The sequence below is a fragment of the Brevundimonas sp. KM4 genome (assembly GCF_000964075.1).
In the GTDB taxonomy this organism is placed as follows: Bacteria; Pseudomonadota; Alphaproteobacteria; order Caulobacterales; family Caulobacteraceae; genus Brevundimonas; species Brevundimonas huaxiensis.
The window spans coordinates 141,823-168,247 of record NZ_JZRG01000006.1 but is presented as its reverse complement, the minus strand read 5'-3'; the positions used below and the strand labels follow the sequence as shown (position 1 = coordinate 168,247).

The 26,425-nt window shown below is 55.7% G+C and carries 21 protein-coding genes; 6 read left to right on the top strand and 15 right to left on the bottom strand.

Annotated elements, in window-relative coordinates:
• Nucleotides 1-4 precede the first annotated feature (4 nt).
• The 4 genes from VH88_RS03595 to VH88_RS03580 all read right to left on the bottom strand — a co-directional run bounded on the left by VH88_RS03595 (nt 5) and on the right by VH88_RS03580 (nt 3,728).
• Nucleotides 5-748, bottom strand: coding sequence for a Crp/Fnr family transcriptional regulator (locus VH88_RS03595; protein WP_045810027.1), 744 nt, complete (start codon nt 746-748; stop codon nt 5-7).
• Entirely contained in the window at nt 745-1,008 is a 264-nt protein-coding gene (locus VH88_RS03590) for a hypothetical protein (protein WP_045810026.1), read from the bottom strand. The genes VH88_RS03595 and VH88_RS03590 overlap by 4 nt, the downstream gene beginning before the upstream one ends.
• Before the next feature lie 69 nt (nt 1,009-1,077).
• Nucleotides 1,078-2,577 carry a phosphomannomutase/phosphoglucomutase gene (locus VH88_RS03585; protein WP_045810025.1) on the bottom strand — a complete coding sequence of 500 codons (1,500 nt, stop codon included), beginning with the start codon at nt 2,575-2,577 and terminating at the stop codon, nt 1,078-1,080.
• A gap of 65 nt (nt 2,578-2,642) precedes the next feature.
• Nucleotides 2,643-3,728 carry a glycosyltransferase family 1 protein gene (locus tag VH88_RS03580; RefSeq protein WP_045810024.1) on the bottom strand — a complete coding sequence of 362 codons (1,086 nt, stop codon included), beginning with the start codon at nt 3,726-3,728 and terminating at the stop codon, nt 2,643-2,645.
• A gap of 175 nt (nt 3,729-3,903) precedes the next feature.
• Between VH88_RS03580 and VH88_RS15565 the strand changes: the two genes are divergently transcribed.
• Entirely contained in the window at nt 3,904-4,767 is an 864-nt protein-coding gene (locus VH88_RS15565; protein WP_082064357.1) for an FkbM family methyltransferase, read from the top strand.
• Nucleotides 4,768-5,256: 489 nt separating this feature from the next.
• On the opposite strand, the gene VH88_RS03570 is transcribed toward VH88_RS15565, so the two are convergent.
• Together VH88_RS03570 and VH88_RS03565 are read right to left on the bottom strand one after the other, a co-directional pair.
• The gene (locus VH88_RS03570; RefSeq protein WP_045810052.1) at nt 5,257-7,449 is read right to left on the bottom strand and encodes an AGE family epimerase/isomerase; all 2,193 of its coding nucleotides are present in this window, start codon (nt 7,447-7,449) and stop codon (nt 5,257-5,259) included.
• Between the two features lie 155 nt (nt 7,450-7,604).
• Nucleotides 7,605-8,066, bottom strand: coding sequence for an Lrp/AsnC ligand binding domain-containing protein (locus tag VH88_RS03565; protein ID WP_045810022.1), 462 nt, complete (start codon nt 8,064-8,066; stop codon nt 7,605-7,607).
• 109 nt (nt 8,067-8,175) lie between these two features.
• Here VH88_RS03565 and putA point away from each other — a divergent pair, with 109 nt between their 5' ends.
• Nucleotides 8,176-11,307, top strand: a complete 3,132-nt coding sequence (gene putA / locus VH88_RS03560) for a bifunctional proline dehydrogenase/L-glutamate gamma-semialdehyde dehydrogenase PutA (protein ID WP_045810021.1) — start codon at nt 8,176-8,178, stop codon at nt 11,305-11,307.
• On the opposite strand, the gene VH88_RS15560 is transcribed toward putA, so the two are convergent.
• The 4 genes from VH88_RS15560 to gmd form a co-directional block, all read right to left on the bottom strand.
• On the bottom strand, nt 11,304-12,038 hold the full coding sequence (locus VH88_RS15560) for a cytidylyltransferase domain-containing protein (RefSeq protein ID WP_197070981.1): 735 nt from the start codon (nt 12,036-12,038) through the stop codon (nt 11,304-11,306). The two genes, putA and VH88_RS15560, sit on opposite strands and share 4 nt — an antisense overlap.
• Nucleotide 12,039: 1 nt before the next feature.
• Nucleotides 12,040-13,578, bottom strand: a complete 1,539-nt coding sequence (locus VH88_RS15930; protein ID WP_156146739.1) for a hypothetical protein — start codon at nt 13,576-13,578, stop codon at nt 12,040-12,042.
• A 99-nt stretch (nt 13,579-13,677) separates the two neighbouring features.
• A complete protein-coding gene (locus VH88_RS03555; RefSeq protein ID WP_082064355.1) occupies nt 13,678-14,628 on the bottom strand; it encodes a GDP-L-fucose synthase in 951 nt (316 codons plus the stop codon).
• The gene (gene gmd, locus VH88_RS03550) at nt 14,618-15,691 is read right to left on the bottom strand and encodes a GDP-mannose 4,6-dehydratase (RefSeq protein ID WP_045810050.1); all 1,074 of its coding nucleotides are present in this window, start codon (nt 15,689-15,691) and stop codon (nt 14,618-14,620) included. The genes VH88_RS03555 and gmd overlap by 11 nt, the downstream gene beginning before the upstream one ends.
• A gap of 150 nt (nt 15,692-15,841) precedes the next feature.
• Between gmd and VH88_RS03545 the strand changes: the two genes are divergently transcribed.
• The 4 genes from VH88_RS03545 (at nt 15,842) to VH88_RS15925 (ending at nt 19,370) form a co-directional block, all read left to right on the top strand.
• Nucleotides 15,842-16,684, top strand: coding sequence for an ABC transporter permease (locus tag VH88_RS03545; RefSeq protein WP_197070980.1), 843 nt, complete (start codon nt 15,842-15,844; stop codon nt 16,682-16,684).
• Between the two features lie 125 nt (nt 16,685-16,809).
• Nucleotides 16,810-17,871: a chain-length determining protein gene (locus VH88_RS03540; protein ID WP_231576571.1), complete on the top strand. Its 1,062-nt coding sequence runs from the start codon at nt 16,810-16,812 to the stop codon at nt 17,869-17,871.
• The gene (locus tag VH88_RS15555) at nt 17,871-18,548 is read left to right on the top strand and encodes an ABC transporter ATP-binding protein (RefSeq protein ID WP_082064354.1); all 678 of its coding nucleotides are present in this window, start codon (nt 17,871-17,873) and stop codon (nt 18,546-18,548) included. The genes VH88_RS03540 and VH88_RS15555 overlap by 1 nt, the downstream gene beginning before the upstream one ends.
• Nucleotides 18,549-18,554: 6 nt before the next feature.
• Complete coding sequence (locus tag VH88_RS15925) at nt 18,555-19,370, top strand: hypothetical protein (protein ID WP_156146738.1); 816 nt, start codon at nt 18,555-18,557, stop codon at nt 19,368-19,370.
• 26 nt (nt 19,371-19,396) lie between these two features.
• Here the strand turns inward: VH88_RS15925 and VH88_RS15550 are convergent, their stop codons facing one another.
• From VH88_RS15550 to VH88_RS15540, 5 genes are all read right to left on the bottom strand, one after another.
• A complete protein-coding gene (locus VH88_RS15550) occupies nt 19,397-21,301 on the bottom strand; it encodes a tetratricopeptide repeat protein (RefSeq protein ID WP_082064353.1) in 1,905 nt (634 codons plus the stop codon).
• Entirely contained in the window at nt 21,298-22,836 is a 1,539-nt protein-coding gene (locus tag VH88_RS15545) for a glycosyltransferase (protein WP_082064352.1), read from the bottom strand. Before VH88_RS15545 ends, VH88_RS15550 begins: the two co-directional genes overlap by 4 nt.
• A complete protein-coding gene (locus VH88_RS15920; RefSeq protein ID WP_156146737.1) occupies nt 22,836-23,987 on the bottom strand; it encodes a glycosyltransferase in 1,152 nt (383 codons plus the stop codon). The genes VH88_RS15545 and VH88_RS15920 overlap by 1 nt, the downstream gene beginning before the upstream one ends.
• A gap of 68 nt (nt 23,988-24,055) precedes the next feature.
• A complete protein-coding gene (locus tag VH88_RS15915) occupies nt 24,056-24,907 on the bottom strand; it encodes an FkbM family methyltransferase (RefSeq protein ID WP_197070979.1) in 852 nt (283 codons plus the stop codon).
• Nucleotides 24,908-25,012: 105 nt separating this feature from the next.
• A complete protein-coding gene (locus tag VH88_RS15540; RefSeq protein WP_082064351.1) occupies nt 25,013-26,305 on the bottom strand; it encodes a glycosyltransferase family 1 protein in 1,293 nt (430 codons plus the stop codon).
• Nucleotides 26,306-26,425 lie beyond the last annotated feature (120 nt).

The following is a 26,425-nucleotide window of genomic DNA, read 5'->3' as shown; positions in this document are numbered from 1 at the left end:
GTGATCAAACGGGATCGCTTTGGAGTCTGAGATAGGTGGGGTCGAACTCGGCGATTTCCGCCAGCCGCCGCCAGTCCAGAATATCGATCCGACCGCCCGCCCAGTTGATCACGCCTTCGCTGCGCAGTTCCGAAACCAGACGACTGACATGCACCGTCGACAGCCCCAAGGCATCGCCCAGGACCGCCTGGGTCAAGGGCAGATCGAAGGTCATTTCGCCGGTCTGGCCGACGGCTTGGAGACGCAGGTAAAGCTCGCACACCAGATGCGCCAGATGGCCCAGACCGCTGCGCCGGCCCATGGCGACCAGCCATTGTCGGTGGATGGCGGCGTCGATGATGGTGTCCAGCCAGAGCAGGCGCGTCAGATGCGGATAGCGTTCGGTGATGTCGATCAATCCGCTATGCGCAGCCTCGGCGACGACGCATTCCGTCAGGGCGACGACGCCGTGATCCATCTGTTTCATCAACAGGCTGTGCAGATCGATGAAATCGCCAGGCACATTGATTTCCGTGATCTGACGCGAGCCGTCCTCCAAGGTGGAGTAGCGGGCGGAAAAGCCGTCGATCAGCAGTGTGCTGGATAACGGCCGGGTATGTTCACGAACGAGATCAGACCCGGCAGCGACGGTCTTGGGCGCATCAAGCACTTTTTGCAGAGCGTCGATCTCGTCGGAAGAAAGGCGGTCCCGCAACGACAGTTTCTCGACCAAGGTCGTGATCTTGGGCGCAGCTTGGCGTTTGCTCATCGTGGGCTGTCCCCCAGGCTCCAGCCGTCAGGCGCGTCATCGGAAGCGGTCGCAGTGACGCTGACGACAGTGTGGCCGTCAGTATCGGTAACGATGACGCTGAAGGCGCGGGTCGTCCAGAACGAGGCCCTCCTGTAACGCAGGATCTCACCTAGCACTGCGACAGCCTCCTCGCGCGCCGCGTCCACGCTTCTCAATTCCTCGCCCTGATCGTCGCGGATGCAATCGCCGTTCTGGGTATGGAAAAAGTAGCGCGGCAATCTTCCCTCCTGGCAGCAGCCGAGAGGGAAGCGGTCAGGGGCGCGATTGGTTCAGTCCTCGGTGATCTTTCAGATTTCCTGATTAAAGGCGCCGATTTCAGGATAAGCGGCGAGGCGCGGTTTGATCTCCTTGCGGAACAGGTCGCGCATGTCGTCTTCGGACCGCATGCTTTCGACCACCACGACCAGCTCCGGCTTGTTGGACGAAGCGCGGACCAGGACCCAAGAGCCGTCTTCCAGGTGCACGCGAACGCCGTTGACGGTGATCGCCTCGACGATCTTGCGACCCAGGATTTCGCCGCCGGCTGCGGCCAGATCGGAATACTCCTTCACGATCCGCTCCAGCACGCCGTACTTCAGCTCGTCGTCGCAATGCGGCGACATGGTCAGGCTGGTCCAGGCGTCCGGCAGGGCGGTCTTCAGTTCGCTGAGCTTTTTGTCTGGATTGCGGTCCAGCATGGCCAAGACGGCGCCGGCCGCGACCAGGCCGTCGTCGTAGCCGTGACCCAGGTCGCCGGCCATGAAGAAGTGGCCCGACTTCTCGAACCCGGCCAGGGCGCCCAGCTCGGCGGTCTTGCGCTTGATGTAGGAGTGGCCCGTTTTCCAGTACACGACCTCGGCGCCATTCGCCTTCAGCACCTCATCGGTCTTGTATAGGCCGGTCGATTTCACATCGACGACGAAAGTGCTGTCCGGATAGACCTTGGACAAGTCGCGGGCCAGCATCAGGCCGATCTTGTCGGCGAAGATTTCTTCGCCCGTGTCGTCCACCACGCCGCAACGGTCGCCGTCGCCGTCGAAGCCCAAGGCCAGATCGGCGCCCGTCTCGCGCACGCGCTCCGCCATCTGGACAAGCATGGCATGATCTTCGGGGTTCGGGTTGTACTTGGGGAAGGTGTAGTCGAGGTCCGTGTCCATCTCGATCACCTCGACGCCCATGCGGCGCAGGGCGTCGGGGGCGAAGGCGCCGGCCGTGCCGTTGCCGCAGGCGCAGACGACCTTTAGCGGTCTCTTGATTTGAACCTTTGAGGCCACTTCGGCGACATAGGTTTCGCGGAAGTCTTCAACCCGCACCAGCTTGCCGCCCGGCCGGGCCACGCCTTCACCATTCAGTACGATCTCTTTCAGCCGCCCCATTTCATCGGGACCGAAAGTGAGGGGCTTGTTCGCCCCCATCTTGACGCCCGTCCAGCCGTTCTCATTGTGGCTCGCGGTGACCATGGCGACGCACGGCGCATCCAGTTCGAACTGACCGAAATAGGCCATGGGCGACAAGGCCAGGCCTACGTCCAGAACCTCCATCCCGCCTTCCAGCAGCCCGAGGATCAACGCCTGTTTGACGCTGAGGCTATACCCGCGGAAGTCGTGGCCGGTGACGATCTTCGGCGTCACGCCGATCTCATGGACATAGGTGGCTAGGCCAAGGCCCAGAGCCTGAATGCCGAGAAGGTTGATTTCCTTTTCCAGGATCCAGCGCGCATCATATTCGCGAAAGCCTGTCGGTTTCACGAGGGCTTGCGTCTCGTACGCTGCCGTGTTGGGCGTCATATCCTGACGAGGCTTGAGCATTGGGTGTCCTGTCGGTCGATGTTTCGGCCAAACGCGTCGCAGAACGCGTTGATTGATGGTTTAGGTTAGGCAGCGGCGCGTTTGCGAATTCGGGCGATGCGCCGAAGGCGACGCCAGAAGCGGCCGCGCTCGGGTTCGGGATAGGGTTGCAGGTTCTCGACAAACTGCTCGGCTGAGGCGCGCCAGCTGAACTTCTCAGCATAGGCGCGCACCGCCTTGCGATCGAGCTCGAGGCATTTCAGGCAGGCGGCCTTGAGATTCTTGTCGATTGCGCCTGCGTTCGATCCCGGAATGATGTCGATCGGGCCGTGGGCCGGATAGGCCGCGACCGGCGTGCCAGCTGCCATGGCCTCGAGGATAACCAGGCCGAAGGTGTCGGTCCAGCTGGGGAAGACGAAGACATCAGCGTCGCGGAAACAGCGGGCCAGATCGTCGCCGAACTTGGCGCCCAGGAACTTGGCCTCGGGATACTTCTCTTCCAAATCGGCGCGCGCCGGGCCATCGCCCACAACGATCTTGGTCCCGGGCAGGTCGAGTTGCAGGAAAGCCTCGATGTTCTTCTCGACCGCCACACGACCGACGTTCAGGAAGAAGGGGCGCGGCCAGTCCTTGCCGCCAAGCTCGTCGTAGATGCGCTCCAAGTCGGGATTGAAAACGTCCGTGTCCACGCCCCGCGACCAGGGGGAGACGTTCTTGAATCCATGCTCGACCAGTTCGTCACGCAGGGTCGGGGTCGCCACCATCAGCCGGCCCGACGGCTTGTGGAACCATTTCATGTAGGCATAGCCGACCTGAACCGGGATCGGGAAACGCGCCGAAACATATTCGGGAAATTTGGTGTGATAGCTGGTCGTGAACGGTAGTTTCCATTCCACGCAAATCCGCCGCGTGGCGATGCCGATCGGGCCTTCGGTGGCGATGTGAACGGCCTCGGGTTCGAAGGCGCGCAGCATCTCTCGGATCTCTTCTTCCGCACCCAGCGCCAGCCGGATCTCGGGATAGGTAGGGCAGGGGATGGTCTTGAACAGACTGGGTTCGATGACCTCGACTTCATGGCCCATGCCGCGGCATTCCGCGACTGTGCGCGTCAAGGTGCGGACGACGCCATTGACCTGAGGTTCCCAGGCGTCGGTGGCCAGAACGATGCGCATTGAGGCGGGCGGACCCTGAGCCGTTGGTAAGGGGCGAACTTCTAGACGGTTCGAACGACGAAGGCGAGACGGTAGCAGTTGTTTGGTCAATACCAATAGGATAAGCGGCGATCTACCCTGGCTGGCGAGCATTGGCTCTGCAGCGGCATTAGCCGTCATAAACTCGGAAAGCGTCATGAAAAACTGGTCGAAATCGGTTTCCAAGTTTTGGAGGCCGAAAAGGAGCGCTTCGGGTAAAGATCTGCTTGCGCGACCTTATTTCTATCTAGGCGACGGCTTGGCCCTTACGAGGCTTAATAGCGGTCATTTTATCTATGTCGATCCGTTGGAGGAAAGTGTCTGCGCTCACCTAATCGCCCATGGAACTTGGGAACCTTGGATCGCTAAGGTGGTGCTGAGTCTGCTTGCGCCTGGTGACCGTGTGGTGGAAGTTGGCGGTCACGTCGGATTTTATACTATCGCAATGGCTCATAGTGTGGGGCCTCGTGGAAGTGTTCTGTCCTTTGAGGCAAATCCAAGACTTGCCGCACTTGCCGCGAAGTCAGTCCGCATAAATGGGTATGCTCCTTGGGTTCAAATAGTCCAAAAGGTTGTAAGCGACACGGTTGGCACGCTGAAATTCTCGATTTCCAGACAGTACGGCGGCGGCGGTCACGTCTACGTTGGAGATAATGCGCTAGGCGTCGACACTCAGGTGCTTGAGGTCGAAGCAATCCGCTTGGATGACCTCAACTTGCCTAAAGTAAGGTTGCTTCGGATTGATGCGGAAGGGTCCGAGCCATTGATCCTATCTGGAGCTCATGCCCTTCTGCAACAGCCTGATATAATACTGTGTATGGAGTGGGATGTAGTGCAGATGCGCTCCCGCGCAGACCCTCAAGAAGTGGCCGCTCGGCTTGGGCTGATGGGATTTAGATTCTGGCGCATCACCACCAAGGCCGAGCTGCTGCCCGTCAAGGCGGATGACCTCGGAGACCTAGCTTCGTGCGATCTAATCGTAGCTCGGTCTGATCCGTTCAGCAGAGTAGGCATGCGATAGCCTTCATTCGGGCTGCAAGCTGGTTGTCATGCTGGGCTCTGTACACAACCACCGTTCATTAAGTGATGGTGTACAGAGTCCACCGACGGATGAGAAGTCGTCGGGGCGCTTGCCGCCGCGGCGCAACACGTCAAGAAATTTCAATTCGGCCAAATATCAAATTGATGGCTTTATCGTTGAGGCAGGCCACGAGATCGTAACTGCGGGAATGCTGGGGCGTCGGGTTCAATGAGTGATGCGGTTCGCATTTTCGCCCGCTCAGCCAGCTGCATTGTTTAGAGGCGGAACCTGCGTCCGGGCGGGGTCGCTACTATAGAAACCACGTTGGTACTCGTTGTCCGTCCGCTGCGAGAGGCTCGTTGGGCGACTTGTCTAAGACTCACCCACGGCCCGCGTCCCGCTGCACCGCCTCGCCGGCGCCCGATCCGGATCACGTCCGAAACTTTGCAATCTCTTTGAGCGCTAAATGCAAACTGATTGGGTATGGAGCTAGAGCGATAAATCGGCGCTTAAGCTAGGGCTCAGATCCAAGAGTGTTTGACGCGTCTGAACATACGCGGCCATGATGTGATAGAATGAACTCGCGGGCGCAGGTTCGTCGATAAAGCTCTCGTTCTCTAACATCTTATCATGCCACAGTCCTTCTGCTGTCAAATAGCGCCAAAGCGCTCGCTGCGCACGCGCCGCCTGGTCGAGACATCGGGCGCGACGCCCATCATCATTTAGTGTTGCAAGTATGAGGGAAGCTTTGAGCCATTCGGTTTGGGGCCATAGACGAGAGCGTGCGCTACGTGGACTGCCGTCGACATCTATAGCGTCGATGGCGACGCTGCGTTTCTGGTCGATGCCTACCAAGCCTGCTTCATACAGTCTCCACGCGTCTGCGATTGCTCCCTGATCCTTTCGGCTGCGACCGTACCGCGCCATCAGCCATGCCCATTCAAACTGATGACCAGGTTCGACCAGGCGGCCGTCGTCGCCTGCGGCCGGCAGCCAATCCGAGTCAAAATGCTCGCGCAGATTGCCACTTTCGGCGTCAATAAATTGAGTGCGGGCTAGGTGAACGATTTGGTCGGAGAGCGCATTCCATTCATCGCCCCCGCCGACCTCTTCCCATGCTAAGGCCGCTTCAAGAAGGTGCATGTGGGCGTTGGATTGATAGGGATGGCTTCCAGCTTCCTTTATCCCGCCCTTCTCATCCGACCGTTGGACAAGCAGATCGCGGATCATAGCGGCTTCATCTTCAAGCGCAGAGCCCGGAATTGCGGCTGAGATGCAGGCAAGCGCAAAAATGAAGAAGGCTTGATCGTAGACCATCGCCGTCTCGTCCAGCGCAGATTTGTCTGCCGCCAGCAAGGTTCGCATCTGGCCATCCGGGCGCAGATAAGTCCATTTGAGGCAATCTAGACCGCTCTGAACAACGGCCTTCCATGGCCCGCGCCATCCTTGGCGGCCCGCCTCAGCGTAGACTTGCAGCTGACGCGCTTGGACACGCGCCCTACGCGATGAAGTGATGTGTCGCCCGTCAAGCGCCAAGACCTCTTCGAATGCGCCGGTTTCGTCTTGACCCAGGCTGGACCAGGCCGGGAGTGCGGCCTGTCTCAGCCATGTCGTCAGGCGAGTGGCTCCTGCTTCCAGAGTTTCCAGAGGCTTGGCCGACGGGAAGTCGAGATGTTGAGGGGCCAGCTTGCGCAGTCGCTCGACAACCTTCTTGACATCCTGACTCTTTTTAAGGTCGGTGACCAGCACCGCATCGCGTTCCACGATGATGCCAACATCCTTGAGACCGATGGCCGCGACCATTACGCCGTCGCACGCACGAACGAGGCAACCTTCCGACTCCTCTAGGATATGAAGACCAACATCGCCTTCGCCCGAGGCTTGCACCGCGTCCCAGGCACCGAGGTCCGACCACTCGAAGCGAACAGGGAGAACCGACGCACGCGTCGTTTTTTCCATCACAGCATAGTCGATTGAGATTTTGGGCGCTGTCTCGAAGGCTGAGCCCAAGGTTATGCACCGGTGTTCTACTTCCGCTTGGGAGAGCGCGACCTGAACCGCCGCTCCAACTGCAGGCGCTTGATCGGCGATTTCCTTTCCTAGGACATCAGCGCGAACAATAAAGTTTCCGCTGTTCCAAAGGTAGCCCTCGGAAATGTAACGATGGGCCGTTGCTTGGTCCGGCTTTTCAACGAAGGCGGCCACATCCGACAGCATCGGTCCGGACGGAGCGATGTATCCATAGGCTGATGAGGCCTCGGTGGGCACAACCCCCAACGTGACGATCCGGCCCCGTTCAGCACTCGCGACGCCTTCCATAACAGACATCCGAAATGCGTCGGCGTCAGGAATATGATGGTCCGAAGCGACGAAAAGATTGACCGCGTCCGGTGCTCGGCCTGTCGTCCAAAGAGCAGCGGCTGCCATAGCTGCGGACGAGTCTCGACCCTCGGGTTCGAGTAGTATGACAGCGGTTACGCCGATCTCATCAAGCTGTTCGATTATGGTGCGCTTGTGAGCGATGCCTCCAACAACAATTAACTCACCGTCCTCGCCCGCCAGCACGGCCACCCGGGTGGCCGTCTCTTGGAACAAAGATCGATTTCCAGCGAGAGGTATAAACTGCTTCGGCAACGAGGGCCGGGAGGCAGGCCACAAACGCGTTCCCGAACCGCCGCACATAATGACGGGATAGATAGTGGTCATATGTTAACACTGCGATCTTGAAGATTGATGTGCCCTATTAGGGGAAGCAAGCGGTGCCGTCACCATCTTTGGGATGCCAAAGCAGTTTCGATGAGACGCTGCGCCACTCAAAGTCGAGGTGATGGGGCCCATCAAAGCGGTAGCACCGTCGTCGACTTCACCTCTTCCAGCACCGCATAGGTCCGCGTTTCGCGCACGCCTGGCATCCGCACCAGAACGTCGCCCAGGAAGGCCCGATAGGCGTCCATGTCGGCGACGCGGGCCTTGATCAGATAGTCGAAGCCGCCGGCGACCATGTGGCACTCCAGCACCTCGGGCTGGCTGCGCACGGCGGCGGCGAAGGCCTCGAAGACGTCGCCAGTGGTGCGGTCCAGCAGGACCTCGACGAAGATCAGCAGATCGCGACCGACCTGGGTTGGGTCGATCATGGCGGCGTAGCCGGTGATAATCTTCTTTTCGCGCAGCCGTTTGACCCGTTCGAAACAGGCGGCGGGCGACAGGTTGCACTGGCGAGCCAGCTCGGCGTTGGAAAGGCGGCCGTCCGCCTGCAAAACCCGCAGGATGCGACGGTCGACGGCGTCGATATCAATCATCGAAAATCAGGCCTCAAAGCCGAATAATCTTCGGCCTGACTTGATATCATACGAAGCACCTTCAACGAACTCCGGCCTATACGGCTGAAATCCACAGGATTTGTCGCCTATGACCACGCCCGCCTTCCTGCCTTCGAGCCTGGCCGCCTGGGACGGTCTGGATACGCACAAGTTCCGTGACGAACGTGAGGCCGTCGCCGCCAATCTGGCGCGCATGCCGCTGGATGCGGTCGAACGGGCCGATGTGGTCGCCGAGGCGACGGCCCTTGTCGAACACGCCCGCCGCAGCCAGAAGAAGCAGGGGGTCGTCGAAAGCTTCCTGAAGCAATTCTCGCTGGGGACCCGCGAGGGTCTGGCCCTGATGTGTCTGGCCGAGGCCCTGCTGCGCGTGCCGGACGAGGACACCCGCGATCGCCTGATCGCCGAGAAGATCGGCTCGGCCGACTGGGCCGCCCACTTGGGTCAGTCCGACAGCCTGTTCGTCAACGCCTCGACCTGGGGTCTGATGCTGACCGGCAAGCTGGTCGATGTGGATGACGAGGCGCGCAGCGACCTGCCCGGCTTCCTGAAGCGGATCGCCGGCCGACTGGGCGAGCCGGTCATCCGCCAGGCCGTGGCCACCGCCGTCAAGATCATGGGCGAGCAGTTCGTCGTCGGCCGCACCATCCAGAGCGCGCTGAAGCGATCGAACAAGGAAGGCTGGCTGTGCAGCTTCGACATGCTGGGCGAAGGCGCCCGGACCATGGCCGACGCCGACCGCTATGAGAAGATCTATGCCGACGCCATCGAGGCGGTGGGCAAGACATCCAAGGGCCAGGGACCGGAGCACGGCCACGGCGTGTCGGTGAAACTGTCGGCCCTGTCGCCCCGCTATGAGGCGACGCATGAGGATGACGTCTGGGCGACCCTGTATCCCCGCATCCTGCGTCTGGCCCAGATCGCGGCGAAATACGACATCAACTATACGATGGACGCCGAAGAGGCCGACCGTCTGGCCCTGTCGCTGAAACTGCTGGACCGGCTGGCGCACGAACCGTCGCTGGGCGGCTGGACGGGGCTCGGTCTTGCGGTTCAGGCCTATCAGAAGCGCGGTCGGGAGACGATCGAGCGGGTCGCCGACCTCGCCCGGCGCTCCGGCCGTCGTCTGATGGTGCGCCTGGTCAAGGGCGCCTATTGGGACACCGAGATCAAGCGCGCCCAAGTGTTCGGCCGCACCGACTATCCCGTCTATACGACCAAGGCGGCGACCGATCTGAACTACCTCGTCTGCGCCAAGGCCATGATCGAGGCCGCGCCGGCGATCTATTCCCAGTTCGCCAGTCACAACGCCCATACGCTGGCGGCCGTGCGGCGTATGGCGCGTGATCACGGCGTCACGGTCGAGCACCAGCGGCTGCACGGCATGGGCGAGGCGCTGTACGACGCCGCTCACGAAGCCTGGGCCGACGAAACCGTCATCGTCCGCGCCTATGCCCCCGTTGGCGGGCACGAAGAGTTGCTGCCCTATCTGGTGCGGCGTCTGCTTGAAAACGGCGCCAACTCCTCCTTCGTCCACGCCCTGCTGGACGAGCGCGTGCCTGCCGCGGCCGTCGCGGCCGATCCCATTTCCCTGGTCGAGCAGGCGCCCGACCGTCACCCCAAGATTCCGGTTCCGAAAGACATGTACGGCGATCGTCAGAACTCCCTCGGCCGCGATTATTCTCAGGCCGCCGACCGTGAAGCCCACGCCAAAGCGCTGGAAGGGGTCGACCGCGAGAAGTTGACCAGCGGGCCGATCATCAGCGGCAAGCTGCGCGCCGGCCTCAACGCTCAGGACGTGACCAATCCCTTCGATCGATCACAGGTGCTGGGCCATGTCTCGGAAGCCGAGGCGGCTGACATCGACGCCGCCGCCCAAGCCGCCGCCGAGGCTCAGGTCAAATGGGACCGCCAAGGCGGCGCCAAGCGCGCCATCGTCCTGCGCGCCATGGCCGATGCGCTGGAGGCCGATCTGGATCGGTTGGTCGCCCTGCTCAGCCGCGAGGCGGGCAAGACCCTGAACGATGGCGTCGCCGAGGTGCGCGAGGCCGCCGACTTCTGCCGCTATTACGCCCTACTGGCCGAGCGCGACTTCACCGCCCCGGAAACGCTGAAGGGCCCGACCGGCGAGACCAACCAGCTGTTCCTGCACGGACGGGGCGTCTTCGCCTGCATCTCGCCGTGGAACTTCCCCCTGGCCATCTTCACCGGTCAGATCGCTGCGGCTCTGGCCGCCGGCAACGCAGTTCTGGCCAAGCCTGCCGAACAGACGCCGCTGATCGCCGCCGAGGCCGTCCGCCTCTACCACAAGGCCGGCCTGAACCCTGACCTGTTGGCCCTGGTCCCTGGGCGTGGCGAGACGGTCGGCGCGGCCCTGGTCACCCATCCGGGCATCGATGGCGTCGCCTTCACCGGCGGCACCGACACGGCCGCCGCCATCAATCGCTCCATCGCCGCCCGGCCGGGCGCCATTATCCCCTTCATCGCGGAGACGGGCGGACTGAACGGCATGTTCATCGACACGACGGCGCTGAAGGAGCAGGTCATCGACGACGTGATCCAGTCGGCCTTTGGCTCCGCTGGTCAGCGCTGCTCGGCCCTACGCGTCCTCTATGTGCCCAAGGATTCGGCCGACGCCTTGATCGAGGGCCTGAAGGGCGCTCTGGCGGTCCAGACCGTCGCCGACCCCGGCGACCCCAAGACCGACATCGGCCCCGTTATCGACCCCGAATCCCGCCGGGCCCTCGAAGCCCACGTCGAGCGCCTGTCGAAGGAAGCCAAAGTCATCGCCCGCGCCGCCCTGCCGATGGGCGCCGAAAAGGGCGACCTGTTCGCCCCTACCATCGCCGAAATCCCCACGCCCGACTTCCTGGAGCGTGAGGTCTTCGGCCCCATCCTGCACATCTACCGCTACGCCCCGTCCGACCTGAAGTCGGTCGCCGGCAAGCTCGCCGCGCGCGGCTACGGCCTGACCCTGGGCGTCCACAGCCGCATCGAAGCCTTCGCCGCCGAAGTCGTCGACCTGGTTCCCGCCGGCAACGTCTACGTCAACCGCTCGATCACCGGCGCGGTCGTCGGCGTGCAGCCGTTCGGCGGCGAAGGGCTGTCAGGCACGGGCCCCAAGGCGGGGGGACCTAACAGCCTGATCCGATACGCGGCCGAAAAGGCGATCAGCGTGAACATCGCCGCGCAGGGCGGAGATCCGGCGTTGCTGAGCCTTTAGCTTTCAAAACGCGCACCTAATTTTATCATTGCTGCCACCTCAGGCGCGTACTCAGGTTCCTGATGTCCATGCTTGCTAATCGCCCACTGCGCGAGTTGGAAATCAAACTCGTCATCAATGTCCCAGGCCTCCAACCCACCCAAAGGCCAGAGCTGCATGTCCGAAGAGTAGAGACAGTAGCCCTGTCTCTCATACGCAGCTATAACTTCGGCTTTATTTAGAAAAATAAATATAAAGTTTATGAGCGCTATGGGTTCAAGTTCTTGGGTTCTTGGGCTTTTTCTATGCGAGGAAAAATTTAAAGGCGCGCCCCTGAACAGGGCATGCCTTCGAATTTGGTTAGACGAAAATAAACTCCGTCTTGTCTTTATAAAGTGCTGTGCTGCGGCGTCTATGGAAGAGCTTTTTAAAAATGGAGCTGTCGGATTTACTATCAGAATATTATCTGCCATAGAATTAATGGCATAATTATATATTATATCGTCTGTAGAGGTGTCCGAACTGGCGAGATTTGGGTCTCTTATATAGACGTTGGAGTCGTAACGCGTGGCCACATCTGCTATAATGGCACTTTCTGTGTTAACGCAGAAAGACGATATGTTTTTGACCTGCTTAAGGGTTCGTATCGTATGCGCTATTAAAGGGCGATCACCTAGAATTCGGAGATTCTTTGCTGGCACTCTTAAGCTGCCTAACCTTGCCGGGATATAGCAATCGATAGAGTTTTTCATTTCAATTATGGCCCCTATCAAAAGAAATACTACGTCGCTGGAATGCGCGTGCAAATCCTTGTCGGTCGCAAGTGTCGAATGCTTCTGCCAGGGACTGTGTAATGTCGTCGATTTCGAATGCTGTCGATGCGCAATGATGCAGCGCGTTGGCCCAGATGTCATGAGCTGTCTGATGGGGATCAAATGATCCTAGCAAGGACGAGTGGGGGGCTGCCCAATACCTGTCAAACGAAACATAACTTTTTGCCTCATACGAGTCGATCATTGGCTGCGGATTGAAAAGAAAATCTTCTAGGTAGGAGAAATATTCTTCCGAAGATTGTGAATAAGTGATGGAGCCGACGTGATCAAAATAAGCTCTTCCCGCCAGAAGCATTCTCAGACCAAGTGCAGAGAACTCAAGAGCCGGGGTGCCTCTAACAGTTATTCCGAGCTTGCACTCCCTTACGATCAACTCGGCAGGAACAGGCGAGCGAACGAAAACAATATTTTTTGAATCTTGGTATTTATCTGACAATCGATCTATAGCCGCAGTGAGATCAAAGAATCCGTCTAAAGGATGAATTTTTACAAAAAGATTGTAGTCAGACCGTTTTCTTGCGTGTTCGAGTGTCTGTTCGAGCCAATGCAGATGATCGACAAATGCCGACTTATCAGCACTGGGTTGGTCGGTGAATGTGTGGGTAAACAAGCACGCGGTAGGTAGACCGTTATTAAAAGGCCATTCAAAACTGTGATGGTCGCTCGGATGTTCGACCCAGCGCCAGTTTTTTGAAACAGAGTTATTCAGGGAATGTCGTATGTCCAAACTTTTCCGAGGCAATGAAAGTCTATGTCTATAATCATAGTAAGCCTTTTTATCGGCCTTTCGTAGTAATCCATTTAATGTCTCGTTTCGATCCATTTCACCCAAGACATATATAGGTGTTCTGACATCGCATCTATAGTAAATAGATTTTCCGCCCGCTGCCATACAGCGCTGCATAGCTAAGCCCCAAGGTGAATAGTCTATATGGCCCGATACGAAGGCCTCCGGCGGATTGTTTTCAAAAAGCTCTTTGAACCACGCACCTAATAATTCTACTTCCTCGAACGTCGAGTGTAAGGCTGGACATCTCAAAAGGGTGGGCAATAGATGAGAGCGCATGAAAGTATCTTGCACTATTCTTCCAAGCTGGAATCCATCATTGTCAGATATTTGCTGAATTTCTTCGATTATATCGCTGAGCATTCTGGCGGAAAGATAGTCTGGGGCTGCATGATGATCGGCCAAGCATGCACCTTCCCTTGTGTCTACAAGATCGTAAGTAGGCGCAAAGATAACACGCGTAACACCAAAAGACGCCGCTAGTTCAATATCGAGCTCTGCCGGATCCAAATATGCTGATCGCTTTACAACGCCTGGATTACCGCCAATACCAACTAGGTCGCAGCCGGTAATGATTGCGGCTGCTCGTCCAATGTATAGAGACCTAAGAAGGTAGCCTAGGTTATTGTGCATCAAGTCAACATACACAAATCGCTTTTCCCGGCGCTCCATGTATAGGTCTGAGATTTCCTTGTTGATTGCCAAAAAGCGTTGTCTTGCTGGGCTCTCCACGGCAGTTCGAGTCCCTTTCTTGATGAGAGGGTGCGAGTGCTAGAGTTCGTCGGTCGAGGCGAATTTCTCGTACACGGCTGTGATACCCGCTTCCAAAGTTACGCTCGGAGTCCACCCGGCTTGCCTAAGCTTGTCCCCGCTCATAAGTTTTCGCATCGTACCGTCTGGCTTGGTCTTATCCGTGTGGATTTCTCCGGTGAAGCCGACGACCTTGCAGACTAACCGTGCGAGGTCGATGATCGCGATATCTTCTCCTGATCCGACGTTGACGTGCTCGAAATCCGAGTATTGCCGCATTAAAAATACGCAAGCGTCTGCGCAGTCGTCGGCGTGCAGAAACTCTCGACGCGGCGTGCCCGTACCCCATATCGTGATGTGATCCTCGCCTGCCGCCTTTGCCTCATGCGCCTTTCGAATCAGTGCCGGCAGCACATGGCTGGTGTTCAGGTCGAAGTTGTCGCCAGGCCCATACAGATTCGTGGGCATGGCGCTGATGAAGTCGCAACCATGCTGTTTGCGATAGGCTTGGGCCAGTTTGACGCCGGCGATCTTGGCAATCGCATACCATTCATTGGTCTGTTCCAACGGGCCAGTCAGCAGGGCATTTTCGGGGATCGGCTGGGGAGCCAGTTTCGGATAGATGCAGCTGGAGCCTAGGAACAGCAGCTTGCCAACGTTGTTCCGGTACGCCGCTTCGGTGACGTTCGCCGCGATCATCACGTTGTCGTAGAGGAAGTCGGCCGGATAGGTGTCGTTGGCCAGGATGCCACCGACCTTGGCCGCCGCCATGAAGATGGCGTCCGGCTTCTTGTCTGCCACGAACACATTGACCTCGGCCGGGTTCTTCAGATCCACCTCGGCGCGAGTCGCCGTGATGATCTCGCAGTTCTCGCTTGCCAGACGGCGCACGATGGCTGAGCCGACCATGCCGCGATGGCCGGCGACCCAGACCCGCTTGCCGGCGAGCGGAAAGATGATCTCACTCGCCATTGCCGCGCTGCTCCCGCGCCACGACGATCAGATCGGCGGCGACCATCTCGGCGCACAAGGCTTCCCACTCGGTTTCGTGGGTCCAGCCCAGCTTGGCCTTGGCTTTGGCAGGGTTGCCGATCAGCAGATCAACTTCAGTTGGGCGGAAGTAGCGCGGATCGATCTCGACATAGACACGGCCAGTGTTGCTACAGATACCCTTCTCGTTCACACCCTCGCCTTCCCAGCGCAACACCACATCAATCTGGCTGAATGCGTGAGTGACGAAGTCGCGGATGACCGTGGTCTCACCGGTGGCCAAGACATAGTCGTCCGGCTTGTCCTGCTGCAGCATCAACCACATGCCACGCACATACTCGCGTGCATGGCCCCAGTCGCGCTTGGCGTCGATGTTGCCGAGGTACAGGGTGTCCTGTAAGCCGTGCTTGATGGCGGCGACCGCGCGCGTGATCTTGCGCGTCACGAAGGTCTCGCCGCGAAGCGGGCTCTCGTGGTTGAATAGGATGCCGTTCGACGCGTGCATGCCATAGGCCTCTCGGTAATTCACCACGATCCAATAGGCGTACATCTTGGCCACGGCGTACGGGCTGCGAGGGTAGAAGGGCGTTGTCTCTGACTGGGGGACTTCCTGGACCAAACCATAAAGCTCTGACGTTGAGGCTTGGTAGAACTTCGTCTTTTTCTCGAGGCCGAGAATGCGGATCGCTTCTAAAATTCGCAGGGTGCCAATACCGTCAGCATTGGCGGTGTACTCGGGCGCTTCGAAAGAAACCTGGACGTGGCTCATAGCGGCGAGATTATAAATCTCGTCGGGCTGGGTTTCCTGGACAATACGAATGAGGTTGGTGGAGTCCGTCAGGTCACCGTAATGCAGGACGAAACGCGGATCCTTCTCGTGAGGATCTTGGTAGAGATGCTCGATCCGGCCTGTGTTGAATGATGACGATCGCCGCTTCAAGCCGTGGACGATATAGCCTTTTGCTAGAAGCAGCTCCGACAGGTATGCGCCGTCTTGCCCCGTAACGCCCGTGATGAGAGCGACCTTACCATTCAGTTGAACCATTTTGTTCTCGAGCATGCTGTGCGCCGCAAGGGACGCGCTTACGCTGCTAGATAGCTGGCCTTCCTACTCGACGCGAGGCTGTTTTTCGCCTTGCCTGGGCAATCAGTCCAACTTCGCTCAACAAGTGTTTTATGACCGGGCATATGGTGTATGCAGGCGCATCGCAGGAAACCATCTCAAGGCAAGCTTTTGGCGCGCGTGATCATATCAATCCGCGAACTCGGCGGCAGGATCGCCGGGCAGGTGCGAATTACCAGGGCGCTCATGATGCGCGAGATGGTCACCCGGTATGGGCGAGAGGGCTTGGGTTTTCTGTGGGTCATTGGTGAACCTCTGCTTTTCTGTCTCGGTGTGATCGCCATGTGGAGTGTGCTCAAGCCGCCCTATGAGCACGGCGTAAGGGTGGGGGCTTTCGTCATGACGGGGTATATGTGCCTGCTACTTCTGCGGCATTTTATACAGCACAGCTTGGGGGCCATTCAGGCAAATGTCGGTCTTCTCCATCATCGACAGGTGAGAATCATACATGTGTATGCTGCAAGAGCTATGGTGGAATTCATGGGAACGACAGCAGCCTTCCTGGCTGTTTTCATCATTTTGTTTGCGATGGGACAGGTTTCGTTGCCTAAAATGCCTCTTCTTCTATACTGGGGATGGTTGTCGTTAGCTTGGCTTTCGTTTGGCTTAGCCATTTTGCTCAGCGCCCTTGCTGTGAGATTCGAAGTTGTCGAGCGAGTGACGCAGTTATTTACCTATATGCTCATACCGCTATCAGGAGCATTTTTTACTGTGTCGATCGTCCCGCCAGCATATCGAGAAGCGTTCTTACTTGTGCCCATGCCTAATGCGGTGGAAATGGTGCGCGCCGGATTTTTCGGAGAATTTTTTGAAGCGTACTACCATCCCTTTTACCCGGCCCTCTGCGGGACGATTCTTCTTTTCGCCGGTCTCCTCGTGCTTGCGACTGCCCTAAAGTACGTTGACGTGGAATAGGAGCGGGAAATTTATTCCCCTTGATGACAATGTCTGAAGCAAAATTAACTTTCCTGGGACCTGTTTCGGGTCAAGCGCTTGGCCAAAAGCGAAAGAGTTGGCGTGAACGCATTTCATGGCCATTCATGTTTGTCGTCGTTGTGCCTACCTTTGCGGCAGCAATTTATTATGCCTCCTTGGCGACACCACGTTACGTGTCGGAGGCTCGGTTTATTGTTCGCGCTCAAACACAGCAAACGCCGTCGCCTTTAGGTGTTGCTCTGCAGGGCGTCGGTCTTGGAACCGCCCAGACCGACGCCTTTGCTGTGCATGAGTACATTAAGTCACGCGACGCGCTGAAAGACCTTCAGCGCAGATATGATATTCGCGCCATGTTGAGCCAAACAGGAGTCGATCCGTTTTCTGGTGTTCGACGCCCATGGGAGGGACATAGCCGTGAAGCCCTCTACAAGGGGTTTCAGCGGTTTGTTGTAGTCGGCCATGACTCGACGAATGGCATGAGCACACTGCGCGTCGAAGCGTTTAGCCCGCAAGACGCCACGACCATCGCTAACGGTTTGTTGGACGGAGGGGAAAATCTTGTAAACCGATTGAACCGACGTGCTACGGAAACGGCCGTCGTAGAGGCTGAAGCGGCCGTCAAGGACGCTCAGGAAGATGTCGTTCAAGTTCAGGCTGAGCTAACGCGCTTTCGCACTAACCAACGATTCATCGATCCAGCGAACGTCGCCACCGAGACCTCCGAGGTGCTGGGCGGGCTCCTTCTAAATCAAGCGGAGCTTTCGGCGGAAAAGCAGCAGCTCGAGTCCCAAGCCCCCCAAAGTCCGCAGCTCGCTTCGCTGAATGCCCGACTCCGGGCTATTGAAGGGCAAATCGAAGCGCAGCGCCAGCGGATCGCAGGGACCACCAATTCTTTAGCGCCCCAGGTGGGTGACTATGAGCTTCTTGTTGGTAGGCGAGAGTTGGCTGCGCGAAACCTAGCCTCCGCCACAGCCACGCTTAACAGCGCGCGACAAGATGCCCGACGGCAGCAACTTTACCTAGAGCGTGTTGTCAGTCCCAGCCTAGCCGATAAGCCTACAGAGCCGAAGCGACTGCTGGCCGTTCTGACGGTCTTTGGCACTCTGCTATTAATTTATGGGGTAGCGTGGCTTATATGGACTGGTGTTAAGGAGCATCGCCAGTAATGACAGTTGAGGCATGTCAAAAAATTGGTCTCAAAGTCGAACAACTATCAAAAGTCTATCCCAGCGGATCGAAACAGGTGTTTTCTGATCTCAGCTTTGTGTTGGCGCATGAGGAACGTATTGCTATCCTGGGGCGAAACGGACAGGGTAAGTCTACACTGATTAAGATGTTGGGCGGGATTCTGCCGCCTACATCTGGCAAATTGACTTGGTCAATGTCTAGTTCTTGGCCGATTGGGTTTGGTGGAGGCTTTCAAGGCAGTTTATCCGGCCTAGACAATATTAGATTCATTTCTCGTATATACAGGAGGAACTTTGCCAATGTTCTGGCTCGGGTCGACGACTTCGCGGAACTGGGTAGAGCGCTACGTCAACCCGTTAAACATTATTCGTCCGGTATGAGAGCGAGGCTCGCATTTGGTCTTTCACTGGCAATCGAGTTCGACTGTTATTTAATAGATGAGTTGGTAGCTGTCGGGGACGCTCGATTTCAACAGAAATGTCAGGATGAGCTATTTGTCAAGCGCGGTAAACGGGCATTCATAATGGCATCACATGATATGAATCTAATCAGCAGTCTTTGTGAAAAAGCACTCGTCATTGAAAGTGGCAAAACAAGACTGTTTGAAGACATCGATGAAGGCGTGGACGTTTATAAGTGGTTACGGGCTGAGTAGGGTTACTTGATGGTGTCTGTCAATAAAAGGCCTGTATGTGTTGTGGTTCCAGGTCTTGCCCTCGAGGGCGACGTTGGCAGGGCGGCGCTGCTTGCAATGGCGCTCGAAAACGATGTGAAACTCTGTTTCCCGGAGTACGAAGACAACCGATCAGCGGACGTAATCGTAGTGGGATCTGCTGAGGCAGGAGTGCCTAGATCGCCAGCATCCTATGTTATCGTAAATCCCTCGCTTGGCGTCTTGTGTGATTCTGATCTGAACGAGCTTTCACGTATTCTCTCCGTGGCTTGCGACGGCCTCTCGCCTACGCAAACGGATACGGTGCCCGACTGTCCGTTGGGCGTGGCGGCTCTGTTACAGACAGTGCTGTCGGAGCGCCCGCGACCTGACCATCCGCTTCTCGATTTTCTCGCTAGCGGACCAGCAAAGGTGGCCGATTCAATACATCTTCCACTGGAAATGTTCGCTATAGATGCGCGCCATTCTGATCGTGGAAAATCGCTTGGACGAGTCGGCCTAGCAGGGCGCGCTAGATACTTGATCTATGGGGCCTATCACTGGCTGCCGCGAGGGACATGGACGGCAACAATTATATTCTCGGTAGATCGCGAGGCTGCCACTCAACATTTTCGTATTGAGTGGGGCTTGGTGAATGATTTTGTCAGCCACAGCTTCTGCCTTTCAGGCGAAGGAAAATACAGCATCTCGATCAATGCGACTCTAGCAGTTGCCGCGCAAATTGAGCTGAGGTTTATTCTGGCGAACAGCAGCCTCGGTGGTGAAATGGAGGTTTTTGACATCATACTCCAAAGATCGGCGTAATCGTTTGGTGAATTGAAGGTGAATCGTCAGGCTGTTAGCCCAGCGAGTTGCCGTGCAACGGACCTAATTTTTGGGTGTTGTCCTCTTGAGATTTGATCCAAGAAGTAATTCCACTCATCTGCACGGCTTGCTGGATGTAGATAGATTGCTAAGAGTTTAGATGCCTTTTCTTCTGTTTCTTGCTCGCCACAAACAGTAATCTGCTGAGAGCGCTGCCCCCTGACTATATTTACCTGCAGCCAGCTCATGCTACCATTTCGCAAAGATCGCTCAACTAATGTGGGATTACTACCCACACGGACGAAGACTTTGTCCGTTGCACACGGTGCGACAATTAGCAACCTCGCGATGATGTCTTCTGGTCCCGAGATAATGCCTAATTTAATAGGTGTATTCGTCAGTGACAGACCGTCCTTCTTCAAAAATCCTAGGCTTCTGGGATCTATAGATATCCTGGCGTCGATGTCATGGATGAAGCGGAAATCATGTCCTTCAAATAGACATAAGCGGTGTTCGGCTGTCCCATCATGGGTTCGCACCTTCCACTTCTGCAAAATATCGATACTACCGTTGCGATTGACGATCGGTACAGAACTACGCTTAAACTTGCGACTCTCACAGAGAGCGGCAAACCTACTAAGTTGACGGGCGATTTCTGGTATGTCGTTCGTCGCCAATCGCATGTCGGCACGGAATGCTATTCCCCCTAAACCCTGTCGGGCGGACAATGCGAGTGGCAACCCTTGGCTCGCAACGAGTAAGCCACATAGCCTTGTTTCAGGATCTGATCCGGTCAGCAATACGCCAGCCACTCGAAGCTCTTCGCCTAAATCGGTGAGCGTCGTCGAGAAAGCAAATAGTGACCTCATTTCCGGGCTCAACAATGCGAGAGCCGCGTTCACGTTTGTCATCGCTTGCGAATCTGCAGGCCCGAAAACTAGTATCGGCCCATCCGAATCGACAGACCTTTGGCTAAACGGAGCCATAGGAATGGAAACGACTTGATCTGGAATTGATCGCATGGTGTCCCGAGCGTCATAATCCGCCAAACCTAGAAATGTGATCGCACCGGACGCCACTTCGTTCATAAAGTAGAAGTAGTGCGCCGATGCGTCGTCAGCCCCGGCCGATCGACTGTTCTTAGTAGCGGTATGCGGCAAATCCACTAAACCAGCGAGGATCGGAATGTCTCTCGACCTTGCTTCATGAAGCGCGGCTTCCATATGATCCGGTCGATGAAAGGACCCGGGGCCTGCTACGATTATGGCACCGTAGCTTTCCGGGAATTCAAATGCGAGACCACTAAGGTCGTACCAGAGGCCATCGCGCCAGAGAACGACATCGACGAGTTCATGTTGCGACTTTAACGAAGCCGTGATGGCCAGCGCGACTTCTTGACCGTAATCGAGAGCGCCAGTCAAATCTAGCAGAAGCTTTCCGGGCCCTATGGCTCGATCTTTATAGCGGGGCATTTTTCGCGCACGCGCAAACTCGCGTCTAGCTTGCTCCAACGCCGTGACGCTCGAACCCAAACTTACGGCTTCATCAAAGGCGTAGGAGCTGTTTGGGGAAAGGGCAGCCGAATGTTCGTAACTCTCCCGCGCCTCGTCAAATCTGCCTTGAATCTTTAGAATGTGACCCAATTGAAGCCAAGTATCAGCGTTCGAATCATCCAATAAAAGTGCCTGTCTATAAGCGCTCTCGGCTTCGATTGTTCGCAATTCGATCTTGTGAGCGTGACCCAACTGAACCCAAATCGCCGCCAAAGATGGATCAAGGGCCACGGCCGTCAGGTAGTGCTCACGCGCTCGTGCCCAGTCCCCCTGGTCACGTGCTAGATCGCCGCGACGTGCATGTTCGCGAGGCGTAACGACTGAAGGAAGAAGAGCTTTCTGAGCGCGTCGATAAAGTCTAGCAATAAGTCGTTTCATGAAAGCAAAATCTCGTCGAGCCCCAAAGAAACCAAATGGTCGTCGGCGACGCCTTGACAGACTATCGTCGCCTGAAGCCGAAGTAGGTTGGAGCCTCGTTGAACATGCAGTGGCAGGTCAAACCAGACCTCCGAAGATCCTGACGGTATATCCTTAATACCCAGGGTCCAGCCGTTCAGTGTCACGATAAGCGACTGATTATTGATTTCGGCCGGAACTACAACACCAAGCTTCAGGCTGCTGATCGAGTTCGCAAGAGGGTCCGTCCGAAACCGAAGCTCACAGCTATGCCCCGTTATCCATGCGGTTCCTCCGGCATACTCTAGTCGGCCAGTGGCCACATATGGCTTGATGCGCCCACCTGCAACCGGTACTCGCGAGGTTTCAAGCCAAGGGGCATCATGCAGCTCCTGACCTGCTATCTCGTGAGCCGTTGCGTGGCTACTTCCAAAAGGAAGGTAATCTTTTATCCTATGTCCCGACATAGTGGCGATGAGGTCGGCGTGGTTCAGCATAAACGCTGTATATGCTGTAATGCCGCTGTAATAAGATGTCGAAAGTGCGCGCGAAAAGTCAGATATACTTGGCAGATTGACTTCTTCTGGCGCTTCACAATTGTCTACAATCTCAAGGATTTCGAGAGCTTGCAGTTCCCAATTTTGCCTGCCAATCACCGCTGTCTCGTATGCTAATCGACCGAGAGATCGTGCTTCGTCGAGTGAGACGTTGACAGATTGAGAGCTATCCGGATTATAGAGAATACCATTTTGCCAATTTGCAATATACTCATTGTGCGTTGGTTCATCACACGCCACGACTAGCATCCCGCGGCTCATAGCCTCTAGCAAGGCCATACCTATGCCTTCCGCGCGACGTGGTGCGATGAAGACGTTCGCCTGCGATAAGGCAGCGTGATAATCTGCTGCCTTCGGGAACCAGCTTGTCTGGGTGACAGCACAAGACGAGTTGGAAGGCACCTTGTACGGTCTTGTATCTAGGTCAGGATCATCGGGCGCGTTATGAACATGGAGAGATTTTATCTGTCCGTCTAACAGTTTCATGACGGCAGGCGCGTTGATGCCGTGTTCAGGTCGCCGCTGCCAAAGAAATGCTTTAAGTCCGGATTCGAAAGTCGCGCGTTCGTTTTGTGCAACGACAGGTGTGAAGTAACGCGCAAGAAATGACTGATTCCCCAATCCTGCGATTCGGTGATGCAACGTGAAACTGAAGTTCACATAATGCGCCTTGGAGGACCAAATCCAATGTAGATCTGGCATTGCCGCAGATCCGTCATACATCGGAATTACTATTGTCGGAACGCCTATTGCTAAGAATACTGGCGCAATATAGTCCATCTGCCAAATCACAACGACGTCTGCGCTTCTAGCGCGTAAAATCGTTTCTTCGGCTATGTTAGATGGAGGGTTTATATGTACTATTGTTACATCAAAACGTCGCTTCAACAAATCAATAAAAAATTGACTAGATGACGTCGAAGTATGGAACGCATGGTCCACGAACAGTAAGGTTTTCATCAAATTCTCAACCAGCTCTGAAATGCCGCGCTGTTATCCAGGTGAAATCGATGTCGAGCCTGCGCTGCGCGACCGGCAAGCACGGAACGTTTGGTGGACGCCATCTCAAATATGGCATCCACCATGGCGGGAATGTTATCCACAACAATGCCTAGGTTATAGTGACGCGCGATTCCAGCAAATGCCGTACCTTCCAAGGTGATAGCTGGTCGTCCGTGGAAAACTGATTCCATCAAGACGGCAGAGCCGCGGTAGCGGTACGTGACCGCATCATAAGGCAGCAGAACTGCATGACTGCGTTCATACGTTCGAAGCATTTCGTAAGATGAAATGGAGGATGCTTGCACTTCAACACCAGGCAAAGCGTAAAGCGATCGCGCTGCGGTCATGTGGTGCTTAAGGTCTGCCGCAGGCAAAATTTGAGTGATGAAACGGATTGTCATCTCCGGATCGCGCCGCCGGACGGCAGAGAAAATCTCTGGCAAGTGCATGAAGCCCTTGTCATGACGTGCTGAGCCGGCGCAGTAGAAGGTAAACGGGCCGTCCTCACGCATTGGGATGGGCTTTGACATTTCAGGGTAAGCTGTGACGGTTACGATTGACCCTAGCTTCTCGGCCAGTCTGTCAGCGTAGAGCGGGGTCTCGGCGCTGAAAGACATTTCAACGCCGTCGTTGATCGCAAGGCGAAGACGGCCAACCAGCTCCTCCAATGGGTCTCTGTATGAGTGAGAAGCGTTTTCCATGACGCCAATGAACCGCAATAGAAGGCGTGGACGACGCTCTTTAGGCCATGCCCTCAATGCATTCAGAAGGCCGATGCACCCGTAAAAGTCGAGATGCGGGTGGAAAATTGTATCGCGGGGCCCGATAGCGAATTCATTGAGCAAGGCGCTAGCATCGATTGTCGCTAATCTCTCTGCGTCGTCAATAAACCAACCTGCGTGAGAAGCTGGCTCGTTACTACTGTTGCGTATGCGGGGAAAATAATCTTCGTAGTAAAAATGGAAAAAAGGCGTAAAGTCATTCGCCTCTGCGATTTTGCTAGGAAGCTCCCTGCAGCATAGGGCGACAACATCAGACATATCCGATCTGAAAAAATCGCGAAAATATCCCATTGCTGGCACGTTGTGGCCGAAGGGCAGTACGCACATCGGGTCGCAAACAAAGACTCTAGGACGCCGGCTTTGGGGAGGGGGGCGTTTTCTTGCCATTTTTGCCTCTAGTATCTGTAGGGGAAGAGCAGGGTGCTACTTATCGAGTTCTTTGCTTGATTGTAAACGTGAGAAGCGTCTGGCGGAAACGAGAATATATCCACGTAGTGGGTTCGCACCATGCCGACCTGATGCTGCAAGTGGATCCAAGCTTGAACGTTTTCGAGAATTTCCGGCTGCGTTTTGTCCATAAACATCATTGGTAGTCCATAGTTATCAAATACAATGGAGGACCAGTCGCGATCCTTCAGATCTTGCAATATAGACGTCCACAAATCCGGCCTTCCTAGGGACCGGGTCAAAATATAGTCGCATTCGAAGTGAATAGCGAAATCAGGGCCGCTGTCCAAAAGATCGCGCACAATCAGCGCGTCCATCCCGTCCGTATCTGTCTTTACAAGCGCGATATCGCCATCACCTATATTCCTTGCGTAGCGCAGAAGATTTGAGGTGGTTATTGATTGAAGCTCCTGCCCATCGTCAAAAACTAAGCGTCCTGTGCCCCGGTCTTCGATAAATGACGCTGAAAGCGAAGTACTATTATTGGGGGAAACAAATCTGTCTACAATATGAATATGATCGCTATCAATAATTTTTGCGTTGTGGTGAAGATGATCTAGGAAATTTTGTCCACCTTCTACACAGACAATAGGATTTGCTGCGTGTGTCCGAATGTACGCTGCTGTGTCCCCTACGTTGGCTCCAATATCTATAATTGCTGCGTTAGGTTTCCAATCAGATAGTGATTTTATTATCCACGAATATGATCGATCGTACAGTGCATGGCTTCTGTGTATTTCAGGGAGTTTATGATCGTCAGGAAAAGATAGAAAGAAATTGCCGCAAGGGTGTAGGCGCATGGGAACATCACACATAAATGTTAAGTTGATCATATTCTGTAATTGAGGTGGTGCTAGGCCTCAATAATGTACGACAACAAGTGCTATACAGTTACAAATCCAATATTATTGTAGATTATCATATAATAGGCGAAGTCGTTCTTCGTATTCTTCAGCCGAGAATTTGCCGGCTTGAATTTTGCCCCTAGCTACCAAGCTTTCAGCTAGACCGTCGTCGATATCTAATGACTGAATACCCTTGGTTATGGCGCCCACGTCGTATGGATCGACGGTCAGCGCTGCTCCGCCGGCAATTTCAGGAAGTGACCCGGCCGTCGATGTCAGCACGGCTGTATTCAAGAGCATTGATTCAAGAACAGGTAGTCCGAATCCCTCATAAAGGGACGGAAATATAGTGGCGCGTGCTCCGCGTATCAAACTTAAAAGCATTGAGTATGACATGTATTCATAACGTCGAATACGATCAGCGCTTGGTCCACCGTCTCGTTTAACTTGTTCTAGTAGGGCGGTCTCGCCCTCCGCTAGCCAAGCGCGACCGCCAACTATAATGAGTGGCTTTTTAACACCAGAAGAAAGATAGGCTTCAATGATACGCCCGACGTTTTTCTTTGGCTCAATGGCGCCAAAATAGAGGAAATAATCTTTCCATCCAAGGCCGAATACTCCTTCAAGCTCCAGTGCTACCTCCGTTTCAGCACGACTGCGCAGCGCTAGAGGAATAGTCACTGCCTGATAGGTGTTGGTCACCCTTTCTTCTGGCACACCTAACAACCGGATGACATCTTGACGCGTAGTCTCGGAAACAACAACGATATGATCTGCCTTATTGGCTATATAGTTGCAAAGCCTGCGGTAGACGGACTTGTTCTCGGTCGTGCTGTGGGGTAACCGTAGTGGTATCAGGTCGTGTATTGTGTAAACGTTCAGAGCATTGGTGGCGTGGAGTGGCAAGGTGGCCGTCCAATGCATGATGTCTGGTTTGGGCGCGCCGTCAAACGTGACGGGCGTTGCGGTGCCGTAGACTTGTAAACCACGCTGAGCATAATGGAACAAGTTTTGAGCCGCCCAGAAAGTTTTGGCATCTGGGCGACCGCCTGATCGGCTGGGCCAAATGACCTCTCCGCTTGGCAAGACAGGGATTGCTTTGCGTCCGAACCGCGTCGAGATCGTATCGATGTATCGGCGACTTTTGCGAACTTTCGCAGATGTATTCAACGAATCTGCAAGCACGACTTCGTTAAGCACGTTGTCTGTGCTGATGGTATTTGGCGGTCCATACAGGACTTGTCCGTTGATTCCGAGCGAACTCAATGATGTCAGGAGATTCCTGCCATATGTGGCGATACCTGTGCCATTGGGCAGGGCTAAGTTATGGCCGTCGATGCAAACTGTTCTCATGTCGAATGACCTAGCGCCTTTCGAAACCCATTAGAATGGAGTGTCACATAATTCTACAGTCGGAATTGAGGAAGCAGATGCCAAGAGAGATTGGCAATGATGGCGTGACACCGCCCCCAT

Coding starts and splice junctions, on each gene's coding strand:
- VH88_RS03595 (WP_045810027.1), bottom strand. CDS start 748: ATGAGCAAACGCCAAGCTGCGCCCAAGATCACGACCTTGGTCGAGAAA.
- VH88_RS03585 (WP_045810025.1), bottom strand. CDS start 2,577: ATGCTCAAGCCTCGTCAGGATATGACGCCCAACACGGCAGCGTACGAG.
- VH88_RS03580 (WP_045810024.1), bottom strand. CDS start 3,728: ATGCGCATCGTTCTGGCCACCGACGCCTGGGAACCTCAGGTCAATGGC.
- VH88_RS15565 (WP_082064357.1), top strand. CDS start 3,904: ATGAAAAACTGGTCGAAATCGGTTTCCAAGTTTTGGAGGCCGAAAAGG.
- VH88_RS03570 (WP_045810052.1), bottom strand. CDS start 7,449: ATGTGCGGCGGTTCGGGAACGCGTTTGTGGCCTGCCTCCCGGCCCTCG.
- VH88_RS03565 (WP_045810022.1), bottom strand. CDS start 8,066: ATGATTGATATCGACGCCGTCGACCGTCGCATCCTGCGGGTTTTGCAG.
- putA (WP_045810021.1), top strand. CDS start 8,176: ATGACCACGCCCGCCTTCCTGCCTTCGAGCCTGGCCGCCTGGGACGGT.
- VH88_RS15560 (WP_197070981.1), bottom strand. CDS start 12,038: ATGAAAAACTCTATCGATTGCTATATCCCGGCAAGGTTAGGCAGCTTA.
- VH88_RS15930 (WP_156146739.1), bottom strand. CDS start 13,578: ATGGAGCGCCGGGAAAAGCGATTTGTGTATGTTGACTTGATGCACAAT.
- VH88_RS03555 (WP_082064355.1), bottom strand. CDS start 14,628: ATGGCGAGTGAGATCATCTTTCCGCTCGCCGGCAAGCGGGTCTGGGTC.
- gmd (WP_045810050.1), bottom strand. CDS start 15,691: ATGGTTCAACTGAATGGTAAGGTCGCTCTCATCACGGGCGTTACGGGG.
- VH88_RS03545 (WP_197070980.1), top strand. CDS start 15,842: ATGCAGGCGCATCGCAGGAAACCATCTCAAGGCAAGCTTTTGGCGCGC.
- VH88_RS03540 (WP_231576571.1), top strand. CDS start 16,810: ATGTTTGTCGTCGTTGTGCCTACCTTTGCGGCAGCAATTTATTATGCC.
- VH88_RS15555 (WP_082064354.1), top strand. CDS start 17,871: ATGACAGTTGAGGCATGTCAAAAAATTGGTCTCAAAGTCGAACAACTA.
- VH88_RS15550 (WP_082064353.1), bottom strand. CDS start 21,301: ATGAAACGACTTATTGCTAGACTTTATCGACGCGCTCAGAAAGCTCTT.
- VH88_RS15545 (WP_082064352.1), bottom strand. CDS start 22,836: ATGAAAACCTTACTGTTCGTGGACCATGCGTTCCATACTTCGACGTCA.
- VH88_RS15920 (WP_156146737.1), bottom strand. CDS start 23,987: ATGTGCGTACTGCCCTTCGGCCACAACGTGCCAGCAATGGGATATTTT.
- VH88_RS15915 (WP_197070979.1), bottom strand. CDS start 24,907: ATGCGCCTACACCCTTGCGGCAATTTCTTTCTATCTTTTCCTGACGAT.
- VH88_RS15540 (WP_082064351.1), bottom strand. CDS start 26,305: ATGAGAACAGTTTGCATCGACGGCCATAACTTAGCCCTGCCCAATGGC.